This is a genomic window from Lentzea sp., from assembly GCF_035525475.1.
Taxonomy (GTDB): Bacteria; Actinomycetota; Actinomycetes; order Mycobacteriales; family Pseudonocardiaceae; genus Lentzea.
On sequence record NZ_DATLEC010000247.1, the window covers coordinates 1 to 17,098 of the forward strand.

14 protein-coding genes and 1 pseudogene are annotated in these 17,098 nt (G+C 69.2%); 2 read left to right on the forward strand and 13 right to left on the reverse strand.

The window, feature by feature from the left end; translation table 11 throughout:
* The 7 genes and pseudogenes from VM306_RS37065 to VM306_RS37095 form a co-directional block, all read right to left on the reverse strand.
* Positions 1–393, reverse strand: a pseudogene (locus VM306_RS37065) (hypothetical protein); the annotation flags it as partial.
* A 70-nt stretch (positions 394–463) separates the two neighbouring features.
* Positions 464–2,005, reverse strand: coding sequence for an aldehyde dehydrogenase family protein (locus tag VM306_RS37070; RefSeq protein WP_325523418.1), 1,542 nt, complete (start codon positions 2,003–2,005; stop codon positions 464–466).
* A gap of 26 nt (positions 2,006–2,031) precedes the next feature.
* The gene (locus tag VM306_RS37075) at positions 2,032–2,955 is read right to left on the reverse strand and encodes a 2Fe-2S iron-sulfur cluster-binding protein (protein WP_325523420.1); all 924 of its coding nucleotides are present in this window, start codon (positions 2,953–2,955) and stop codon (positions 2,032–2,034) included.
* Complete coding sequence (locus VM306_RS37080; RefSeq protein WP_325523422.1) at positions 2,952–4,736, reverse strand: NAD(P)H-dependent oxidoreductase subunit E; 1,785 nt, start codon at positions 4,734–4,736, stop codon at positions 2,952–2,954. Before VM306_RS37080 ends, VM306_RS37075 begins: the two co-directional genes overlap by 4 nt.
* Positions 4,737–6,662 (reverse strand): molybdopterin oxidoreductase family protein, encoded by a 1,926-nt coding sequence (locus VM306_RS37085; protein WP_325523423.1) that lies wholly within the window; start codon positions 6,660–6,662, stop codon positions 4,737–4,739.
* A gap of 260 nt (positions 6,663–6,922) precedes the next feature.
* Positions 6,923–7,834 (reverse strand): LysR family transcriptional regulator, encoded by a 912-nt coding sequence (locus VM306_RS37090; RefSeq protein WP_325523425.1) that lies wholly within the window; start codon positions 7,832–7,834, stop codon positions 6,923–6,925.
* Between the two features lie 4 nt (positions 7,835–7,838).
* Positions 7,839–8,816, reverse strand: a complete 978-nt coding sequence (locus tag VM306_RS37095) for a 2-dehydropantoate 2-reductase (protein WP_325523427.1) — start codon at positions 8,814–8,816, stop codon at positions 7,839–7,841.
* Between the two features lie 112 nt (positions 8,817–8,928).
* On the opposite strand from VM306_RS37095, the gene VM306_RS37100 reads away from it, so the two are divergent.
* Complete coding sequence (locus tag VM306_RS37100) at positions 8,929–9,642, forward strand: GntR family transcriptional regulator (protein WP_325523429.1); 714 nt, start codon at positions 8,929–8,931, stop codon at positions 9,640–9,642.
* A gap of 260 nt (positions 9,643–9,902) precedes the next feature.
* Positions 9,903–10,103 carry a hypothetical protein gene (locus tag VM306_RS37105; RefSeq protein WP_325523431.1) on the forward strand — a complete coding sequence of 67 codons (201 nt, stop codon included), beginning with the start codon at positions 9,903–9,905 and terminating at the stop codon, positions 10,101–10,103.
* On the opposite strand, the gene VM306_RS37110 is transcribed toward VM306_RS37105, so the two are convergent.
* From VM306_RS37110 to VM306_RS37135, 6 genes are all read right to left on the reverse strand, one after another.
* The gene (locus tag VM306_RS37110; protein WP_325523438.1) at positions 10,094–11,101 is read right to left on the reverse strand and encodes a TerC family protein; all 1,008 of its coding nucleotides are present in this window, start codon (positions 11,099–11,101) and stop codon (positions 10,094–10,096) included. The genes VM306_RS37105 and VM306_RS37110 overlap by 10 nt on opposite strands.
* A 25-nt stretch (positions 11,102–11,126) precedes the next feature.
* Positions 11,127–11,561, reverse strand: coding sequence for a hypothetical protein (locus tag VM306_RS37115; protein WP_325523432.1), 435 nt, complete (start codon positions 11,559–11,561; stop codon positions 11,127–11,129).
* Positions 11,561–13,054 (reverse strand): Nramp family divalent metal transporter, encoded by a 1,494-nt coding sequence (locus tag VM306_RS37120; protein ID WP_325523433.1) that lies wholly within the window; start codon positions 13,052–13,054, stop codon positions 11,561–11,563. Before VM306_RS37120 ends, VM306_RS37115 begins: the two co-directional genes overlap by 1 nt.
* 153 nt (positions 13,055–13,207) lie before the next feature.
* Positions 13,208–15,355, reverse strand: a complete 2,148-nt coding sequence (locus VM306_RS37125) for an acetate--CoA ligase family protein (RefSeq protein WP_325523434.1) — start codon at positions 15,353–15,355, stop codon at positions 13,208–13,210.
* A 33-nt stretch (positions 15,356–15,388) separates the two neighbouring features.
* Positions 15,389–16,630 carry a formyl-CoA transferase gene (gene frc, locus VM306_RS37130; RefSeq protein ID WP_325523435.1) on the reverse strand — a complete coding sequence of 414 codons (1,242 nt, stop codon included), beginning with the start codon at positions 16,628–16,630 and terminating at the stop codon, positions 15,389–15,391.
* A 12-nt stretch (positions 16,631–16,642) separates the two neighbouring features.
* Positions 16,643–17,098: thiamine pyrophosphate-dependent enzyme (locus tag VM306_RS37135; protein ID WP_325523436.1), on the reverse strand; the 456-nt coding region annotated here is incomplete at its 5' end.

The window sequence follows — 17,098 nt, forward strand, 5'->3', positions numbered from 1 at the left end:
CCCGCACACCTTCATCGCCAGGTCCGTCACCGCGACAGCGGCCTCGGTGGCGGTCACGGCGAGCAACCGGACCCGATCATCAGCCTGCTCCGGATGCCACAGCCGGTTGGATGCCGGCACCCGCACGGGATCCGCCTCCACGCACGTCGCGACGGTCCCCCGCAAGCCCATCCCGGCGTGGTCGTCCGGCACCAGCAGTCCCGGTGCCTGAGCCGGGACCAGCCACAACCCCGAGCCGCAGGCCCAGACGTAGCTGTCCGCCTCGCCGGCCGCGATCACCCAGCTCTTGCGCGCCCGCACCCGCACCACGTCGCCGTGCGCGGACACCGCACCCGACGAACCGAACGCCGCCAGCGTCGACAGGTGCCGGCCTGCCGCGATCTCCGCGCGCAACCACTGCGGTCCGGGGCGGCCGAAGGCGCCACCACGTTCTGCACGATGCGGATCAGGTCCGCCCGGTACGTCACGTGGGCGGGTAGAGCGAATAGGAGGGGAAGTTGCCGTACGGCCGTTCGTCGGGCGGGCCCTCGGTCACGGCGTGCACCAGCAACGTGCCGCCGACGAACGCGCCGCGCCAGGAGGCTCCTCGGCCGCCGAACACCTCGTCGCGGTCCCCGCGCGACCGCGGCTTGTTGATGCCGACCTTGAACGCCTGGACGTCCTCGCTCAGCCGCCGGGCGGTCGCCTCGTCGTCGCAGGCCAGAGAAGCGACCAGGGCGCCGTTGGACGCGTTCATCGCCGCCAGCAGCTCGGCCTCGGTGTCCACCAGCACGATCGTGTCGACCGGCCCGAAGGGCTCGGCGTGGTGCAGCACGGAGGACCGCGGCGGGTCGAGGATCGCGACGGGCGCCAGGTAGGCGGCGGTCTGCTGGCCCGGCAGGAACCGGCCCGAGCCGAGCGGCCCCCGGTACAGCGGCACGCCACCGGCCCGCACGGCCTCGTCCACGGCGTCGCCCAGCTCCTTGGCCTTCGCGTCGTTGATCAACGGCCCGAAGTCCAGCGACGGCAGCTCGTCGTCCGGCGAGGCGACGGCGAGCGGGTGCCCGAACGTCACCTCGCGGACGGCGGGCAGGTACACCGACAGGAACTTGTCGAACAACGACCGCTGCACGACGTAGCGCGGATAAGCGGTGCAGCGCTGCTTGCCGTAGTCGAACGCCTTGCGGATCTGCGCGCCGAGCATGTCCCAGGAGTCGGTCTCCCAGACACCCCAGCAGTTCAGGCCCTCCTGCTCCAGGACGTGCCGGCGCTGCGAGTCGACCAGCCGCGCCGCGATGGCGCCACCGACGTCACGACCGCCCACGAAGGACACGCAGCCCAGGGACGACGACCCGACCAGCACCGGTGCGAGTTCCGCCCCGCTGCCGGACACCAGCGTCAACGGCAGCCCGGAGCGCACGGCCAGCGCGGTCGCCAGGGTCAGGCAGCTCACGCCGCCGTCGGTCGGCGCCTTGGCGATCACGGCGTTGCCCGCCAGCGCCTGCACCAGCATCGCGTGCATCAGCACGCTCATCGGGTAGTTCCAGGACGCGATGTTGCTCACCGGACCGGTCAGCGGCCTCCGGCCCACGAGCATCGCGTCGATCTCCTCGACGTACCAGCGCACGCCCTCGACGCAGCGGTCGACGTCGGCCGTCGCGAGCCGCCACGGCTTGCCGATCTCCCACACCAGCAGCAACGACAGCAGGTCGCGGTGCTCCACCAAGGCGTCGAGAGCGGCGGACACGCGCTGTTTGCGTTCGGCGAGAGGCACTTCACGCCACTGGGCGTGCTGCTCGACGGCGGCGGCCACCGCGCGGGCCGCGACGCCGGATCCGAGGAACGGCGGGCCCGCGACGGTGGAGCCGTCGACCGGGGTGGTGGCGGGCACCGGTTCGCCGCTGCGGCTCCACGCGCCGCCGAAGTGGTTGAGCAGCCGATCGTCGTGGAACGCCTCGGGCGCGACCCGGACGCACTGCGCGTAGATCTCGTCCCACGAGGTTCCCGGCTTGAGGATCAACGACATCTCCAGCGCCCTCCCGGATGCGTGAGTCAGCGGTTCTGCACGTGCTGCCAGCCGAAACGGCCCTTGATGCACAGGTTTCCGTGCGTGACGGTGCTGTCGTGCGGGGACGTGACCTTCACGATCTCGTTGTCCTGCACGTGCAGCGTCAGGTTGCAGCCGACACCGCAGAACGTGCAGATCGTGGTGGTCCGCGTCTGCGCCTCTTCGTCCCAGGTGCCTGCTTCGCGCTTGTCGTGCTCGCTCTTGAAGCTCAACGCACCGGTCGGGCAGACCTCGATGCAGTTGCCGCAGTAGACGCAAGCGCTTTCGGGCAGAGGTGTGGCGAACTCCGTGGAGATCCGCGAGTCGAAGCCGCGGCCGGCCACCGAGATCGCGAAGGTGTTCTGCCACTGGTCGCCGCACGCGTCGACGCACTTGTAACACATGATGCACTTGCCCAGGTCGCGGACGTACAGCGGATTGTCCACTTTGGTCGGCTGCCGCACGGTGGCGGCGACCGACCCGTCGATCTCGTCGTGCTCGCCCGGCCGGCGCTCGTCGCGGTCCTCCGAGGGAGGCGCCGGCGGGCCGAACCGGGAGGGGTCGGCGCCGCACGCCGACATCCACTCGTCCACGTGCGGGGTGGTGGAGAGGTCCGTGGCGGACCCGAGGAGCTCCAGCACCAGCTTGCGGCTGTGCTTCGTGCGTTCGGAGTCGGTGTGCACGACCATGCCCGGCTCGGCCTTGCGCGAGCACGACGGCACCAGCGTGCGCGCCCCCTCGACCTCGACCATGCAGACGCGGCAAGCGTTCGCCGGCTTCAGGGTGTCGCCGTAGCAGAGCGTGGGGATCGACTTCCCGGCCGCCTCGCAGGCATCCAGGATCGTCGCACCCTCGGGCACGCGCACGCTTTCGCCGTCCAGCGTGACCTCGACGAGCCGCTTCGGAAGTCCGATCTCGACGATCGTCACGACGCCGCCTCCTCCTGCCCGAATGACTCAACGCAGCCCAACCTGTCGAGTGCCGATTCGATGGCGTTCCAGGCCGTCTGACCCAGGCCGCAGATGGACGAGTCGCGCATGACCTGCCCGACTTCCCGCAGCAGCTGGAGATCCGCGGCGGACGTGCTCAGCGGTCGCTTGCCCACCAACCGGTGCAGCGCCTCCTCCTGCCGCACGGTCCCGATCCGGCACGGCACGCACTGCCCGCACGACTCGTCGCGGAAGAACGCGGCGATGCGCAACAGGAAGCTGCCGAGCTCGGCGGTGTCGTCGAGCACCAGCACGACACCGGAGCCGAGCGTGGTGCCCGCGGCCCGAGCGTCCTCCAGGGTGAGCGGCAGGTCGAGCTCGTCCGGGCGGACGAACCCGCCTGCCGCCCCGCCGAGCAGTACCGCTCGCAGCTCCCGGCCTGGCGGCACGCCACCCGCCAGATCGAGGAGTTCCCCGAGCGTGGTGCCGAACGGCACCTCGTACACGCCCGGACGACTCACGTTGCCCGACAGGCAGAAGAGCTTCGGCCCCGTGGACGCCTCGGTGCCCATGCGCTGGTACGCGTCGCACCCCTCCGTGAGGATCACCGGCACGTTGACCAGCGTCTCCACGTTGTTGACCACGGTGGGCTTGCCGAAGAGCCCCTGCTCCACCGGGAAGGGCGGCTTCGACCGCGGCTCGCCGCGGAAGCCCTCGATGGAGTTGAAGATCGCGGTTTCCTCGCCGCAGATGTACGCACCGGCGCCGCGGCGGATCTCGATGTCGAACGAGAACCCCTCGTGGCCCATGATGTCGTCGCCGAGGAAGTTGCGTTCCCGCGCCTTCGAGATCGCGTTGCGCAGCAGGTGCAACGCCCGCGGGTACTCGCCGCGCAGGTAGAGGTAACCGCGCGAGCAGCCGGCCGCGAACGCCGCGATCGTCATCGACTCGACCACCGCGAACGGGTCGCCCTCCATCAGCACCCGGTCCTTGAACGTGCCGGGCTCGCTCTCGTCCGCGTTGCACACCAGGTAGTGCGGCCGGACGGGCTGGCGGGCGGCCGCGTCCCACTTGCGCCCCGTCGGGAACGCAGCGCCGCCGCGCCCCATCAGCCCGGCGTCGGTGATCTCGCGGATCACCCCGGACGGCCCGAGGGCCAGCGCCGCCCGCAGCGCCGAGTAGCCGCCCGTGGCGCGGTAGTCGTCGAGCGACTCCGGGTCGACGACGCCCACCCGTTTGAGCAGCCGCAGGCCGGGATCACCGGCCTGCGGCACCTCCGCGCGCCCACCGTGGTCGTGCGAGGGACCGGCGGCCGCCACCGCGATCACCTCACCGGCGTGGGTGGGCGCCAGGAGCTGTTCCTTCGCCACCTCCCCCGCCTCGAACGCCAGTGCGGCGGGCGCCTTCTCGCACACCCCGAGACAGGGGCCGCGCAGCCAGCCGCTCCTGGCCCCCGCGGGGCCGAGCTCGTCGGTCAGCCTGTCGCACAACGCCTTCGCGCCGTTGACCTGGCAGGCCAGGTCGACGCAGACGTGCACGACCTTCGGCGGCCGTTCGGTCAGCGAGAACAACGAGTAGAAGCTCGCCACGCCGTACGCCTCGGCCGGCGGGACGTGCAGGACGCGGCAGATGTGGTTCAGCGCGCCCTGGCTGATCCAGCCGACCCTGTCGTTCACGGCGTGCAGGGCGGGCAGGAGCTGGTCCCGTCCCATGCCGGTGAACAGGTCGACGACGACGCGTTCGGCTTCTGACGGCTCGACGTCGAGCAGCTTGAGGTCCACTCAGCCCACCTTCACCGGGAGCTTGTCGACGCGGATGGCCGCGGCCTTGTACTCGGCGGTGCCCGCGATCGGGCAGGTCGCCTCGATGGTGAGCACGTTGACGTCGATCTCGTCCGGGAAGTGGAAGGTCATGAACACCAGCCCCGGCGTGAGCCCGTCGTCGATCCGCACCGGCGCCTGGATCTGCCCGCGCCGTGACGTGATCCGCACTTCCTCACCGGCGACCACACCGAGCGCCGCCGCGTCCTGCGGGCACAGGTCGAGCGTCTCGCCCATGCGCAACGGCGACTCGAAACCGTGCGACTGCACACCGGTGTTGTAGGAGTCGAGCCGCCGCCCGGTGGTGAGCCGGAACGGGAACTCCTCCGTCAGTTCATCGACGGGCGGGCTGTGCGGCACCGGCGAGAACGACGCGGGCATGCCGCGCTTCACCGGGTCGTCCTCCCACAACCGGCCGTGCAGGAAGCTCGGTTCGAGCGAGTCCTCGCTGGGACACGGCCACTGGATGCCGCCGAGGTCCTCCAGCCGCTGGTAGGTCATGCCGGTGTGGATCGGCGACAGGCCGCGCAGCTCGTCCCAGACGTCCTGACCGGTCTTGTGCTCCCAGTCGGCGCCGAGCCGTGCCGCGATCTCGCCCATGATCTCGATGTCGTCACGGGCACCCTCCGGCGGCGTGAGGGCTTTCCTCACCCGTTGCACCCGGCGCTCGCTGTTGGTGAACGTGCCGTCGGTCTCGCACCACGCGGCGGCCGCGGGCAGCACGACGTGCGCGAGCTGCGCGGTCTTGGTGAGGAAGATGTCCTGCACCACCACGTGGTCCAAGTTGGACAGTCGCTTGATCGTGTGCTCGCAGTCCGCCTCGGACTGCACGGGGTTCTCGCCGATGATGTACACGGTGGTCATGTCGCCGCGTTCCATCGCCTCGAGCATCTGGGTGAGGCTCCAGCCCTTGGCGGCCTTGAAGTTCGAGCCCCACGCGTCGTTGAACTTCTTGGCGACCCCGGGATCCGTGATGTCCTGGAACCCCGGCAGCCGGTCCGGGATGGCGCCCATGTCGCCACCGCCCTGCACGTTGTTCTGGCCGCGCAACGGGTTCAGCCCCGCGCCGTACCGCCCGACCTGCCCGGTCAGCAGCGCCAGGTTGATGAGGCTCAGCACGTTGTTCGTGCCGTTGTGGTGCTCGGTGATGCCGAGCGTCCAGCTGAGCTGACCGCGGTCCGCCTTGGCGTAGGCGTGCGCGAGCTCGCGGATCAGCTCGGCCGGCACACCGGTCTCCAGCTCGGCGACGGGCAGCGTCCACGGCTCGACGGCCTTGACGAACTCCGCGTACCCCTCGGTCGCCCGGTCGATGAACGACTGGTTGACGAGCCCGGACACGATGATCTCGCGCGCGATGGCGTGCGCCAGCGGGATGTCCGTGCCGACGTTGAGCCGCAACCACCTGTCCGCCCACTTGCCGGTGCTGGTCAGCCGCGGGTCGACCACGTAGAGCTTCGCGCCCTTGTTGACCGCCTTCAGCACGTGCTGGAAGAAGATCGGGTGGGCCTCCCGCGCGTTCGAGCCCCACAGCACGATCAGGTCGGCGTCCTCGATCTCCTGGTAGGAGGAGGTCCCGCCACCGCTGCCGAACACCTTGGCGAGGCCGGCCACACTCGGAGCGTGACACGTGCGGTTGCACGAGTCGACGTTGTTCGTCCCGATCACCGCCCGCGTGAACTTCTGGGCCATGTAGTTCATCTCGTTGGTGGCCCGCGCGCAGGAGAACATGCCGAACGCGTCCGGGCCCCCGGCGGCCACGTTCCTGCGGAAGCCCTCTGCTGCCTTGTCCAGCGCCTCGTCCCAGGTGGCCGGACGCAGGACTCCCGCGTCGCGCACCAACGGCTGGGTCAGCCGCACGTAGGGCTCGGTCTTCTTCCGCCTGCTCATGACGACACCTCCTGCGTCCATACTGTATGCAATCTTCGATGTGCGCTAGCCCCAGTTTTTGCTTCGGGACAGACGTCCGGACATGACGGGGAGGACCGCCTGTCCTGCGAACCTCGGCGCTGACCGCGCCGGGGCCTCACTGGGCGGTGAAGTCGATGCTCAGCTTCACGCCGGTGCCGCGGTCGAGGACGCACAGGATCTTCGTGCCCCCAGCATCGGAGCGGCGACCCCCTGGCGTCCAAGCGAGAGTTCCTCTCCCCTCACAGGTCGCGTCTATCGAGGTTCTTGTGCAGCAACCGCTCCAGCTCCCCGCGCACGTCCAGGCCGCGCGTGAGCCCGAACATCGCCCTGGCCAGCATGGACACCTGCTCCCCCGCCACCAGTCCGATCTGCGGCACGCGCCGGGGTTCCTCGATCCGCACCACGCGCATCCCGTCGGGCGTGCCGAACATCTGCAGCCACGCGTGGGCGATCACGCTCGACCACTTCTGCGTGGCCACGTGGGCGTACAGGGTCGCCACGGTGTCCGCCTCGATCACCGGCACCGGCTGCACACCGGCGTCCGCGAAGATGCCGTCGAGGATCCTGCGGTTGCGCATCTTCGAGGTCAGCAGGCACAACGGCAGCGCGACCACGTCCGCCCACCGCGCCACCGGCCGGGAGGCGATCTCCTCGTCGGCCGGGGTGAGCAGCACGTACCGCTCCTCGTACAACAGCATGCCGGCCGAGCCGTCGACGTAGGTCATCGCGATGTCGAGCTCGAACTGGTCGAGCCGACGCGCGATCTCCCGTGACGACAACGACTCCAGCGTCACCCGTACGTGCGGATAGCGCTCGCAGAACGGCGCGGTCAGCAGCGGGGCCGCGGGCAGCGCGGTCGGGATCGCGCCGATCCGCAGCACGCCCGACAACGACTCGCGCATCCGCGACAGGTCCTGCCGCAACGCGTCGCGGTCCGCGAGCATGCGGTGCGCCCACAGCAGGACCCGCTCCCCCTCCGGCGTCAGCGACTCGAACCGGCGGCCCCGGGACACGATCGGCACCCCGAGCTCGCGTTCGAGCTTGCCGATCGCCGCCGACAACGACGGCTGGGAGACGTGGCAGGCCTCGGCCGCGCGGGCGAAGTGGCGTTCCCGCGCCAGCGCGACGAGGTACTCCAGCTGTCGCAGCAACAACTTACGACACCAGCGACGTGCGCGAGAGCAGGTCGATCGCCGCGTAGACGTGCCGCAGCGTCGGGGCCGGCACGCGGGTCAGCTCGGCGATCTCCACCACGGCGCCGATGATCGCGTCGATCTCCAGCCGCTTGCCCGCCTCCAGGTCCTGCAGCATCGAGGTCTTGTGGTGCCCGACGCGGCGGGCGCCGTCGATGCGCTTGTCGATGGAGATCCGCGGGTCGCAGCCCGCGGCCCGCGCGATCGTCAGGGTCTCCGTCATCATCTGCGCGACGAGGTCGCGGCTGTCGTGGTGGTCGCAGATCTCCACCATCGTCGCGCGGGTCAGCGCGCTCAGCGGGTTGAACGCCACGTTGCCCATGAGCTTGATCCAGATGTCCTCGCGGACGTCCTTCTCCACCGGGCACTTCAGCCCGCCCGCGACCATCGCCTCGCTCAACGCCACGCACCGCGGTGAGATCGACCGATCCGGCTCGCCGATCGAGAACCGCGTGCCCTCCAGGTGCCGGACCACCCCCGGCGACTCGATCTCGGTCGAGCAGTAGACGACGCAGCCGATCGCCTGTTCCACGGGCAGCACGGCGGTGACCGACCCACCGGGGTCCACGGCCTCGATCCGGTGCCCCTCCAGGGGATGCCCGGTCATGCCGTGGAAGTACCACCACGGGATCCCGTTCTGCGCCGCGATCACCGCGGTGTCCGGGCCCATCAACGGTGCCAGCAGATCCCCTGACGACGCGTACGAGTACGCCTTCAGGCCGAGGAAAACGTAGTCGACCTCTCCCACCTCGGTCGGATCGGAGGTCGCATGTGGACGCGCGGTGAAGTCACCGCGCGGGCTCAGCACCCGCACGCCGTGCTCCCGCATGGCGGCCAGGTGGGCGCCTCGTGCGATCAGGTGGACTTCGACGCCCGCACGATGCAACGCCGCACCGACGTAGGCACCGATCGCCCCGGCTCCGAGAACAGCGATCTTCATGTCACGCCCCGCTCGTCTCTGCCTCTCGGCAAGATTGCATACAGTATACGGACAACACGCAGGTTTCCCCCAGAAGTGCTTTTTGCATACCAAAAGCTGTATTCTGTCCGGCATGACCTCTTCGCCCAGTGGCCGCCGGGCACCCCGCGGCTCTCTCAGCGCCGCGGCCAGCCGCCGGGTCGAGCGACCGGCTCCGCTGCGGCAGGCCGTCTACGACGCCCTGCTCGAGCTCATCGTCAACCGCACCCTCGCCCCCGGCCAGCACCTGGTCGAGGCCGAGCTCGCCGAGTACCTCGGCGTGAGCAGGCAGCCGGTGCGCGAGGCGTTGCAGCGCCTGCAGACCGACGGCTGGGTCGACCTGCGACCGGCCCAGGGGGCCTTCGTGCACACCCCGACCGAGGAGGAGGCCGACCAGCTGCTCGCCGTCCGCGGCGTGCTGGAAACCTACTCCGCCAAGCTCGCCGCCGAACACGCGACCGCCCAGGACGTCAAACAGCTCAAGAAGCTGCAGAAGGCGGGCGAGGACGCGCTGGCCGCCGCTGACGTGGAACGCCTGGTCGAGGCGAACGCCAACCTGCACGCGGCCGTCGCGGCGATCGGCCGCAACAAGGTCCTGTCGGAGATGATCGGTCTCGTCGACCGCAGGGTCCGCTGGTACTACACCCCGATCGCCCGCCCGCGCAGCCGCGACTCGTGGAACGAGCACGCCGAGCTGATCGCGGCCATCGCGGACGGGGACCGGGAACGGGCCGGCGAGGTCATGCACCACCACGCGGAGCAGACCCGCCAGACCTACCACGACCGGAAAGCTCCGGAGAGCGACTGAGGCGTCGCGGGCGGATCACCCAAATCGGTCATTTGATACCATACGGGTGATCCGCGACACGATGGCGATGGATTGCATACAAAACGCAGTATGCTGAATCGCGTCAGGGGCGGAGTCGACGGAGACCCGCGAGAGGTTTCCCGCCGGGTGCTCGAGAAGTGGGTACCCGGACGAGACGGCCCCGGCGTTCCCGTGCCGCAGCGCCTGCCAGGCCGCCGCGCGCGCCGGGAACCACCATCGACGCCGAAGGAAGGAACGCCATGTCCCGCTTCAAGGACTTCGCCCGCTCGCTCACCCGTCCCCGCCAGGGCTTCTCCGCCGACGGCCGCGCGATCGGCCTCGGGCTGTCCACCGCGCTGAACGAGCAGCGCAAGGACGCCGAGGCCGTCGCGGCCGTGGCCAGGACGCTGCGCCCCGGTTTCGAGGGCAAGGACGCCGAAGGCCACACGATTCACGGTTGAGAGTCCTTCACGGGAGCGCTCTCCCGCGCACTCTCCGCACCCTCCACCGCGGACCGGGCGGCCCGCCGCGAGGTGTGCAGGCTCCACACCGTGGTGATGGCGAGCGTCACCACGATCACCCCGAGGGACACCACGATCGGGATCTCCGGAGCCCACGTGACGCCGTGGTGGTGCATCGCCTCGAAGATGAGCTTGAAGCCGATGAACGCGAGCACCACCGCGAGGCCCCTGCTCAGGTGCACCAGGCGGTCGAGCAGGCCGCCCACCAGGAAGAACAACTGGCGCAGGCCCATCAGCGCGAACGCGTTGGCGGTCAGCACCAGGTAGGGCTCCTTGGTGAGGCCGAAGATCGCCGGGATCGAGTCGACGGCGAACAGCAGGTCCGTGGTGCCGACCGCGACCATGACGATCAGCATGGGCGTGACCACGCGCTTGCCGCTCACGCGCGTCGTCAACGCGGCACCGTGGTAGACCGTGGTCGCCGGCAGGAACCTCTTCACCGCGCGCAACGCGGCGTTCTCCGGGACGTCCGCTTCCTCGGCCTCGTCCTGCTTCACCAGCTTCCACGCGGTGAAGATCAGGAAGGCGCCGAAGAAGTAGAACAGCCAGTCGAACCGCGAGATCGCCTGGGCGCCCAGCGCGATGAAGATCGCCCGGAGCCCCAGCGCCAGGATGATGCCGACGATGAGCACCTTCTGCCGGTACTCCCGCGGCACGGCGAACCTGGCCATGATGATCACGAACACGAACAGGTTGTCGACGCTCAGCGAGTACTCGGTGATCCAGCCGGCGAAGAACTCACCGCCGTGACCTGGCCCGGCGAACACCGTGACGCCGAGTCCGAAGAGGACGGCCAGGCCGACGTAGAACAGCACCCAGTACAGCGACTCGCGGAACGACGGTTCGTGCGGTTTGCGCACCACGAGGTAGAAGTCGAACGCGATCACGGCGGCGATGCCGCCCATCGTCGCGATCCACACCCAGACGGGAAGATCCAGCATCGTTGGCTCCTTCGGCGGAAGGTCAGCGGGAGGCGGTGGCCGCTCTGGGGGAGGAACGCTGCCGCAGCCGTGCCGCGATGCGTTCGTGCAGCCACAGGAAACCGATGGCCCAGCCGAGGCTCACGATCCCTTGGTAGGCGAGGAAGCCGGCCAGGTCCGGGGGAAGCCGGAGCTGACCGGTGAGCACCAGGCCCACGGTGATCTCGTGCACCAGCCTGGCCAGCGGGAACGCCACCAGCCAGTAGAGCGCCACGGGGGCGAACCGTCCGGCGGGGAGCCGGCCCGCCGCCACCAGGAGCCCGAAACCGCCACCGAACGCGCCCAGCGGCAGGCCGAGCGCGACCGTGGTGACCAGGGCCCACCCGAGCGGCTGGCCGACGAGCGCGGCCAGCCCTCCCGCGACGAGACCGGCGGCGAGACCCACGAACGCGCCGGGAGTTCCCTCGCGGATCCGCATCAGCCCACCACCACACCGAACTTGACGAGGCTGAAGAACAGCATGCCCAGGTAGAACACGGCACCGAAGCCGATGATGATGTTCGTGATCAGCTTGGGCCTGATGGGTTTCGGCAGCATCCGGTTGTTCACCAGCAGGAGCACCACGCAGTAGGCGCCCATGGCGAACGTCGACAGGAACGCGAGCACGTCGAGGATCGCTCCCGGTCCGTCGGCCGGTCCGAACAGCAGGATCAGGATGCCGAACGTGATGACACCCCAGAGGAAGCCCGCGTAGAGGTGCGACATGCGGAACTTCTTGGCGCCCTTGACGAAGTGGTACGTCATGTCCGCCTGGCCGCGCGAGAACGAGTCGAAGAGACCCAGCGTGGCGTTCAGGCCGATCAGCGCGATGAACCCGAGGAACACCGCACCCAGCACCGGTCCGCCCGCCGAGGCGAAGGCGTCCGACATGGCGTTCAGCGCCGCCTCGCGCTCGCCGGTCTCGATCAGGGCCTTCACGTCGGGTGACGTCCGGCTCGCCGACTGCGCGAGAACCGTGAACGAGACCGTGACGAGCATCGTGATGCCCCAGAACAGCAGCAGCGCGTCGAACGTGACCCAGCGCCGCCAGCCCTTCCACTTGGCGAGCTCCGCCTTGTCCTCGGTGTCGAACATGAAGCCGCGGGCGGGCATCTTCTCCTCCGCGCCCGCGTGCCGCAGCCCGCGGACCTTCGGGATGTGCGCGCCCATGCCGGCGCCGCTGTCGCGCAGGTGCAGCGTGTACCACATCTGCTGCATGCCGGACGGGCCGGCGAACGCGATCGAGCCGACGATGATCGGGAACCACTCCGGCGACATGGCCTGCGCCGGGAAGTACCCGAACTGGAACATGCCGCTCACCGTGCTGGTCAGGTCGCCCCACGTGCCGACCATCGCCGCGACGACGGCCGTGCTGACGACGAGCAGTCCGATGAGGATGGACAGCAGGTTCTCCAGCAGGTTGTAGATGACCTTGGCGAGGCTGAAGAGCACGCCGACCAGGATCAGGCCGACGCACGCCGACACCGTCCAGGGTATGCCGGTGATCTTCTCCAGGGCCGCCGCTCCGGCGGACAGGTGACCCGGCCAGATGTAGACGAGGATCGCCACCACGAAGAAGAACCACATGATCGGTTTGAACACGCGTGCGGCGCCGAAGAAGATGCTCTCCCCCGTCGCCATCGCGTACCGCGCCATCTCGAGCATGACGACGGCCTGCAACGTCACGCCGATCAGGAAGAGCCACCTGATGTCCGGCCCGAAGACCAGCACCAGGCGGGGCCACATGTACGACTCGCCCATGCCCACGCCGAGAGCCACCAGGAACACCGTGGGACCGAGCAGGTGGATCGACGGTGGTGCGTCGGGGAGTTTCCTGATGGGCATCGCTTCCAGCTTGCCCGCGGGCCAGACGCGCTCCTTCTCGGGGGGCGTGCTGACGTCCGTGCGAGCTGCCAGATTTGGATCATCCACGGTTAACAACCTCCAGAGGACCGGCTGTCTTCGTTGACCTCCCTGGCGGGTTCGCGACCGTGGGCGTGTCACGGTCGCGGACGGGCCATCTCTCCCTTACCAGCCAATGAGCGGTTTCTGCTGCCAGAGCAGCAGAAACCGCTCAGCGACTACCTACAGCAAGCCGGCGGCACGGGCCCACCGGTACTTGGCACCCAGTACCGCGACAGGCTTCTCCGTTGTGTACGGATAAGCAACCACTCCGTTCCGGTACAGGTACTCGCTGGCCTCCTCGACCTCGACGTCGCCGGCGAGCGAGGCGACGACGGGCTTGTGGATGCCGTTCGCCCGGTACTCCTCCACGACGTCGACCACGAGCTTCGCGAACACCATCGGCGGTGTGACGATGGTGTGCCAGTAGCCCAGGATCAGCGAGTGGACGCGGTCGTCCGCGAGTCCGAGCGCGATCGTGTTCCGGTACGTCGAGGGCGGTTCCCCGCCGGTGATGTCGACGGGGTTGCCCGCCGCGCCGAACGGCGGGATGAACTTCCGGAACGCCGCGTCCAGGTCGTCCGGGATGCTCATGAGCGACAGGCCGTTGTCCACACAGGCGTCCGAGAGCAGCACACCCGAGCCGCCCGCGCCGGTGATGATGACGACGTTCTCGCCCTTCGGCGTGGCCAGCAGGGGAATGCCCCGCGCGTACTCCAGCAGGTCGTTCAGGCCGGGTGCGCGGATCACCCCGCTCTGCCTGAGGATGTCGTCGTACACGCGGTCATTGCCCGCCAGCGCGCCGGTGTGCGAGCTGGCGGCCTTGGCGCCCTGGTCGGTCCGTCCCGCCTTGAGCACCACGACCGGTTTCCTGACCGAGACGCGTTTCGCCGTCTCCGCGAAGGAACGGCCGTCCTTCAGGTCTTCCAGGTGCATCGCGACGAGCTGGGTGTTCGGGTCCTGCTCGAAGAACGTCAGCAGGTCGTCCTCGTCGATGTCGGCCTTGTTGCCCACGCCGACGATCGCGGAGACGCCCATCCCCGCGGAACGGCTGAACCCGAGGATCGCCATGCCGATCCCGCCGCTCTGCGACGACAGGGCGACGCCGCCCTTGACGTCGTACGGCGTGCAGAACGTCGCCGAGAGGTTCTCCGGCGTGTAGTAGTAGCCGTAGATGTTGGGGCCGAGGATGCGGACGCCGTGCTTGCGGGCGATCGCGACGATCTCGTTCTGCAACTCGATGTCGCCGGTCTCGCCGAAGCCGGACGGGATCATGATCGCGCCGGCGACGCCCTTCGCGCCGACTTCTTCCAACGCGGCCGGTACGAACTTCGCCGGGATCGCGAAGATCGCGACGTCGATGTCGCCGGGCACGTCGGAGATGCTCGCGAAGGCCTTGCGGTCTCCGATCTCGTCGGCCTTGGGGTTGATCGGGTAGATCTCGCCCCGGTAGCCGCCGTTGACGAGGTTCCTCATCACCGAGTTGCCGATCTTGCCCTCTTCGTTCGAGGCGCCGATCACGGCGACGGCGGCCGGCTTCATGATCCGGTTCATCGAGGCGAGGATCTCGTCCTGCGTGAACCGGTGCGGCTCCTTGGCGGCGTTCTCGTCCACCAAGATGCGCACGTCGACCGCGGTCGCGCCTTCTGGCGTCGCCAGGACGGGGTTGAGGTCGACCTCCGCGAGCTGCGGGAAGTCCGTGACGAGGTCCGAGACGCGGTGGATCAGGTCGGCGATCCTGTCCGCGTCGACGCCCCGCGCGCCGCGGACGCCGCGCAGGATCTCGGCGGCCGCGATGCCGTTGACCATGGACAGCGCCTCGGCGGTGCTCGTGGGCGCCAGCCGGAACGTGACGTCCTTGAGCACCTCGACCAGGATCCCGCCGAGGCCGAACGCGACGATCTTGCCGAACGTCTCGTCGGTGACGGCGCCCACGATCACCTCGTGGACGTCGTTGCCGGTCGGCAGCTGCTGCTGGACCTGGACGCCGGTGATGTCCGCGTCCGCCCTGTGGTTCCTGGCGTTGTGGATGATCGTGCGGTAGCCCTCGGCGACCTCCGCCGAGTTCTTGAGCCCCACCAGCACGCCGCCGGCCTCGGTCTTGTGCAGGATGTCCGGCGAGACGATCTTGAGCACGACCGGGTAGCCGATCTCCTCGGCGAACGCGACGGCGCCCTCCGACGACTTCGCCAGCGCCTCGGCCGGGGTCGCGATCCCGTAGGCGTCGCAGACCCGCTTGCCCTCCGGTGCGGTGAGCGACGACCGCCCCTCCGCCCGCACCCTCGCGAGCACGTTCTCGACCGCGGCGCGGTCGTAGCCGTTGTCCGGCATGGGATTCCGTCTCCCTCAGAGGTCGTGGGCGGGTCAGATGACGCCGGCGGCGCGCAGGCCCGCCAGCCGGTCCGCGCTGTAGCCGAGCGCGCCGAGCACCTCGTCGTTGTGCTCACCGAGCAGCGGCGGGCGCTGGACCTCGACGACCGAGTCGGAGAGCTTGAGCGGGTTGCCGACCGTCTTGAACGTGCCGCGCTCGGGGTGGTCGACCTCGACGACGGTGCCGAGCTGGGCCAGCGTCTCGTCCTCGATGATCTCCTTGGTGGACAGGATGGGTCCGCACGGGATGTTGTGGGCGTTGAGCTTGTCCATCACCTCCCACTTGGTGTGCTTCTCCGTCCACTCCTCGATCAGCGCGAACGCCTTGTCCAGTTTGGACAGCCGGACCTCCGGCGTCGCCCAGGCCGGGTCCTCGGCGAGCTCGGGCTTGCCGATGAGCTCGGTCAGCGGCTTCCAGCCGACCGGCTGGATGATCACGTAGATGTAGTCGTTGGGGCCGCCGGGGGCGCAGCGCACCGCCCAGCCGGGCTGGCCACCACCGGAGGCGTTGCCGGAGCGGGGCACCTCGTCGGAGAACTGCTCGTTCGGGTACTCCCCCAGCGGCCCGTGGACGAGCCGCTGCTGGTCGCGCAGCTTCACCCGGCACAGGTTCAGCACGGCGTCCTGCATCGCGACCTGGACGCGTTGCCCGCGCCCGGTGTTCGTCCGCTGGTACAGGGCGGCCAGGATCGCGGCCACCAGGTGGATCCCGGTTCCGGAGTCGCCGATCTGCGCGCCGGTGGCGAGCGGCGGGCCGTCCTCGAACCCGGTGGTGCTCATCGAGCCGCCCATCGCCTGCGCGATCACCTCGTACGCCTTGAAGTCGGCGTAGCGGCCGGGCCCGAAGCCCTTGATCGACGCGTAGATCAGCCTGTCGTTGAGCGCCCGCAGCTTCTCCCACGGGTAGCCGAACCGCTCGACGACACCGGGGCCGAAGTTCTCCACCAGGACGTCGACGTCCGCGACCAGCTTCTCGAAGACCTCCTTGCCCTCAGGGGTCTTCATGTTGAGCGTGATGCTCCGCTTGTTGCAGTTGAGCATCGTGAAGTAGAGACTGTCCACATCGGGCAGATCGCGTAGCTGGCCGCGGGTGATGTCACCCCTGCCCGGCGTCTCCAGCTTGATGACGTCCGCGCCCAGCCAGGCGAGCAGCTGGGTTGACGACGGTCCGGACTGCACGTGCGTCATGTCGAGGACTTTGACGCCCTCCAGGGCCTTGCTCGGAGTTTCACCCATTGGTCAGCTCACCTACTTGTACATCGTCTGGTTCATGGTTCCTGGCGCGTACACGTCGGGGTCGATCCACACGTTGATCAGCGAGGGCTTGCCCGACTCGCGGGCGCGCCGCAGCGCCGGGCCGATGTCCTTGGGGTCGCGCACTTCCTCGCCGTAGCCGCCGAGCATCTTGGCGAACTGGTCGTACTTGACGTCGCCGAGCGTGTTGCCGACGCGCTCGCGCTCCAGCCCGTACTTGGCGGCCTGGCCGTAGCGGATCTGGTTCATCGACGAGTTGTTGCCGACGATGCCGACGAACGGCAGGTCGTAGCGGACCAGCGTCTCGAAGTCCCAGCCGGTGAGGCTGAACGCGCCGTCGCCGAAGAGCGCGACGACCTCCTTCTCCGGCCTGGCGAGTTTCGCGGCCAGCACGAACGGGATGCCGACGCCGAGCGTCCCGAGTGGACCGGGGTCCATCCAGTGCCCCGG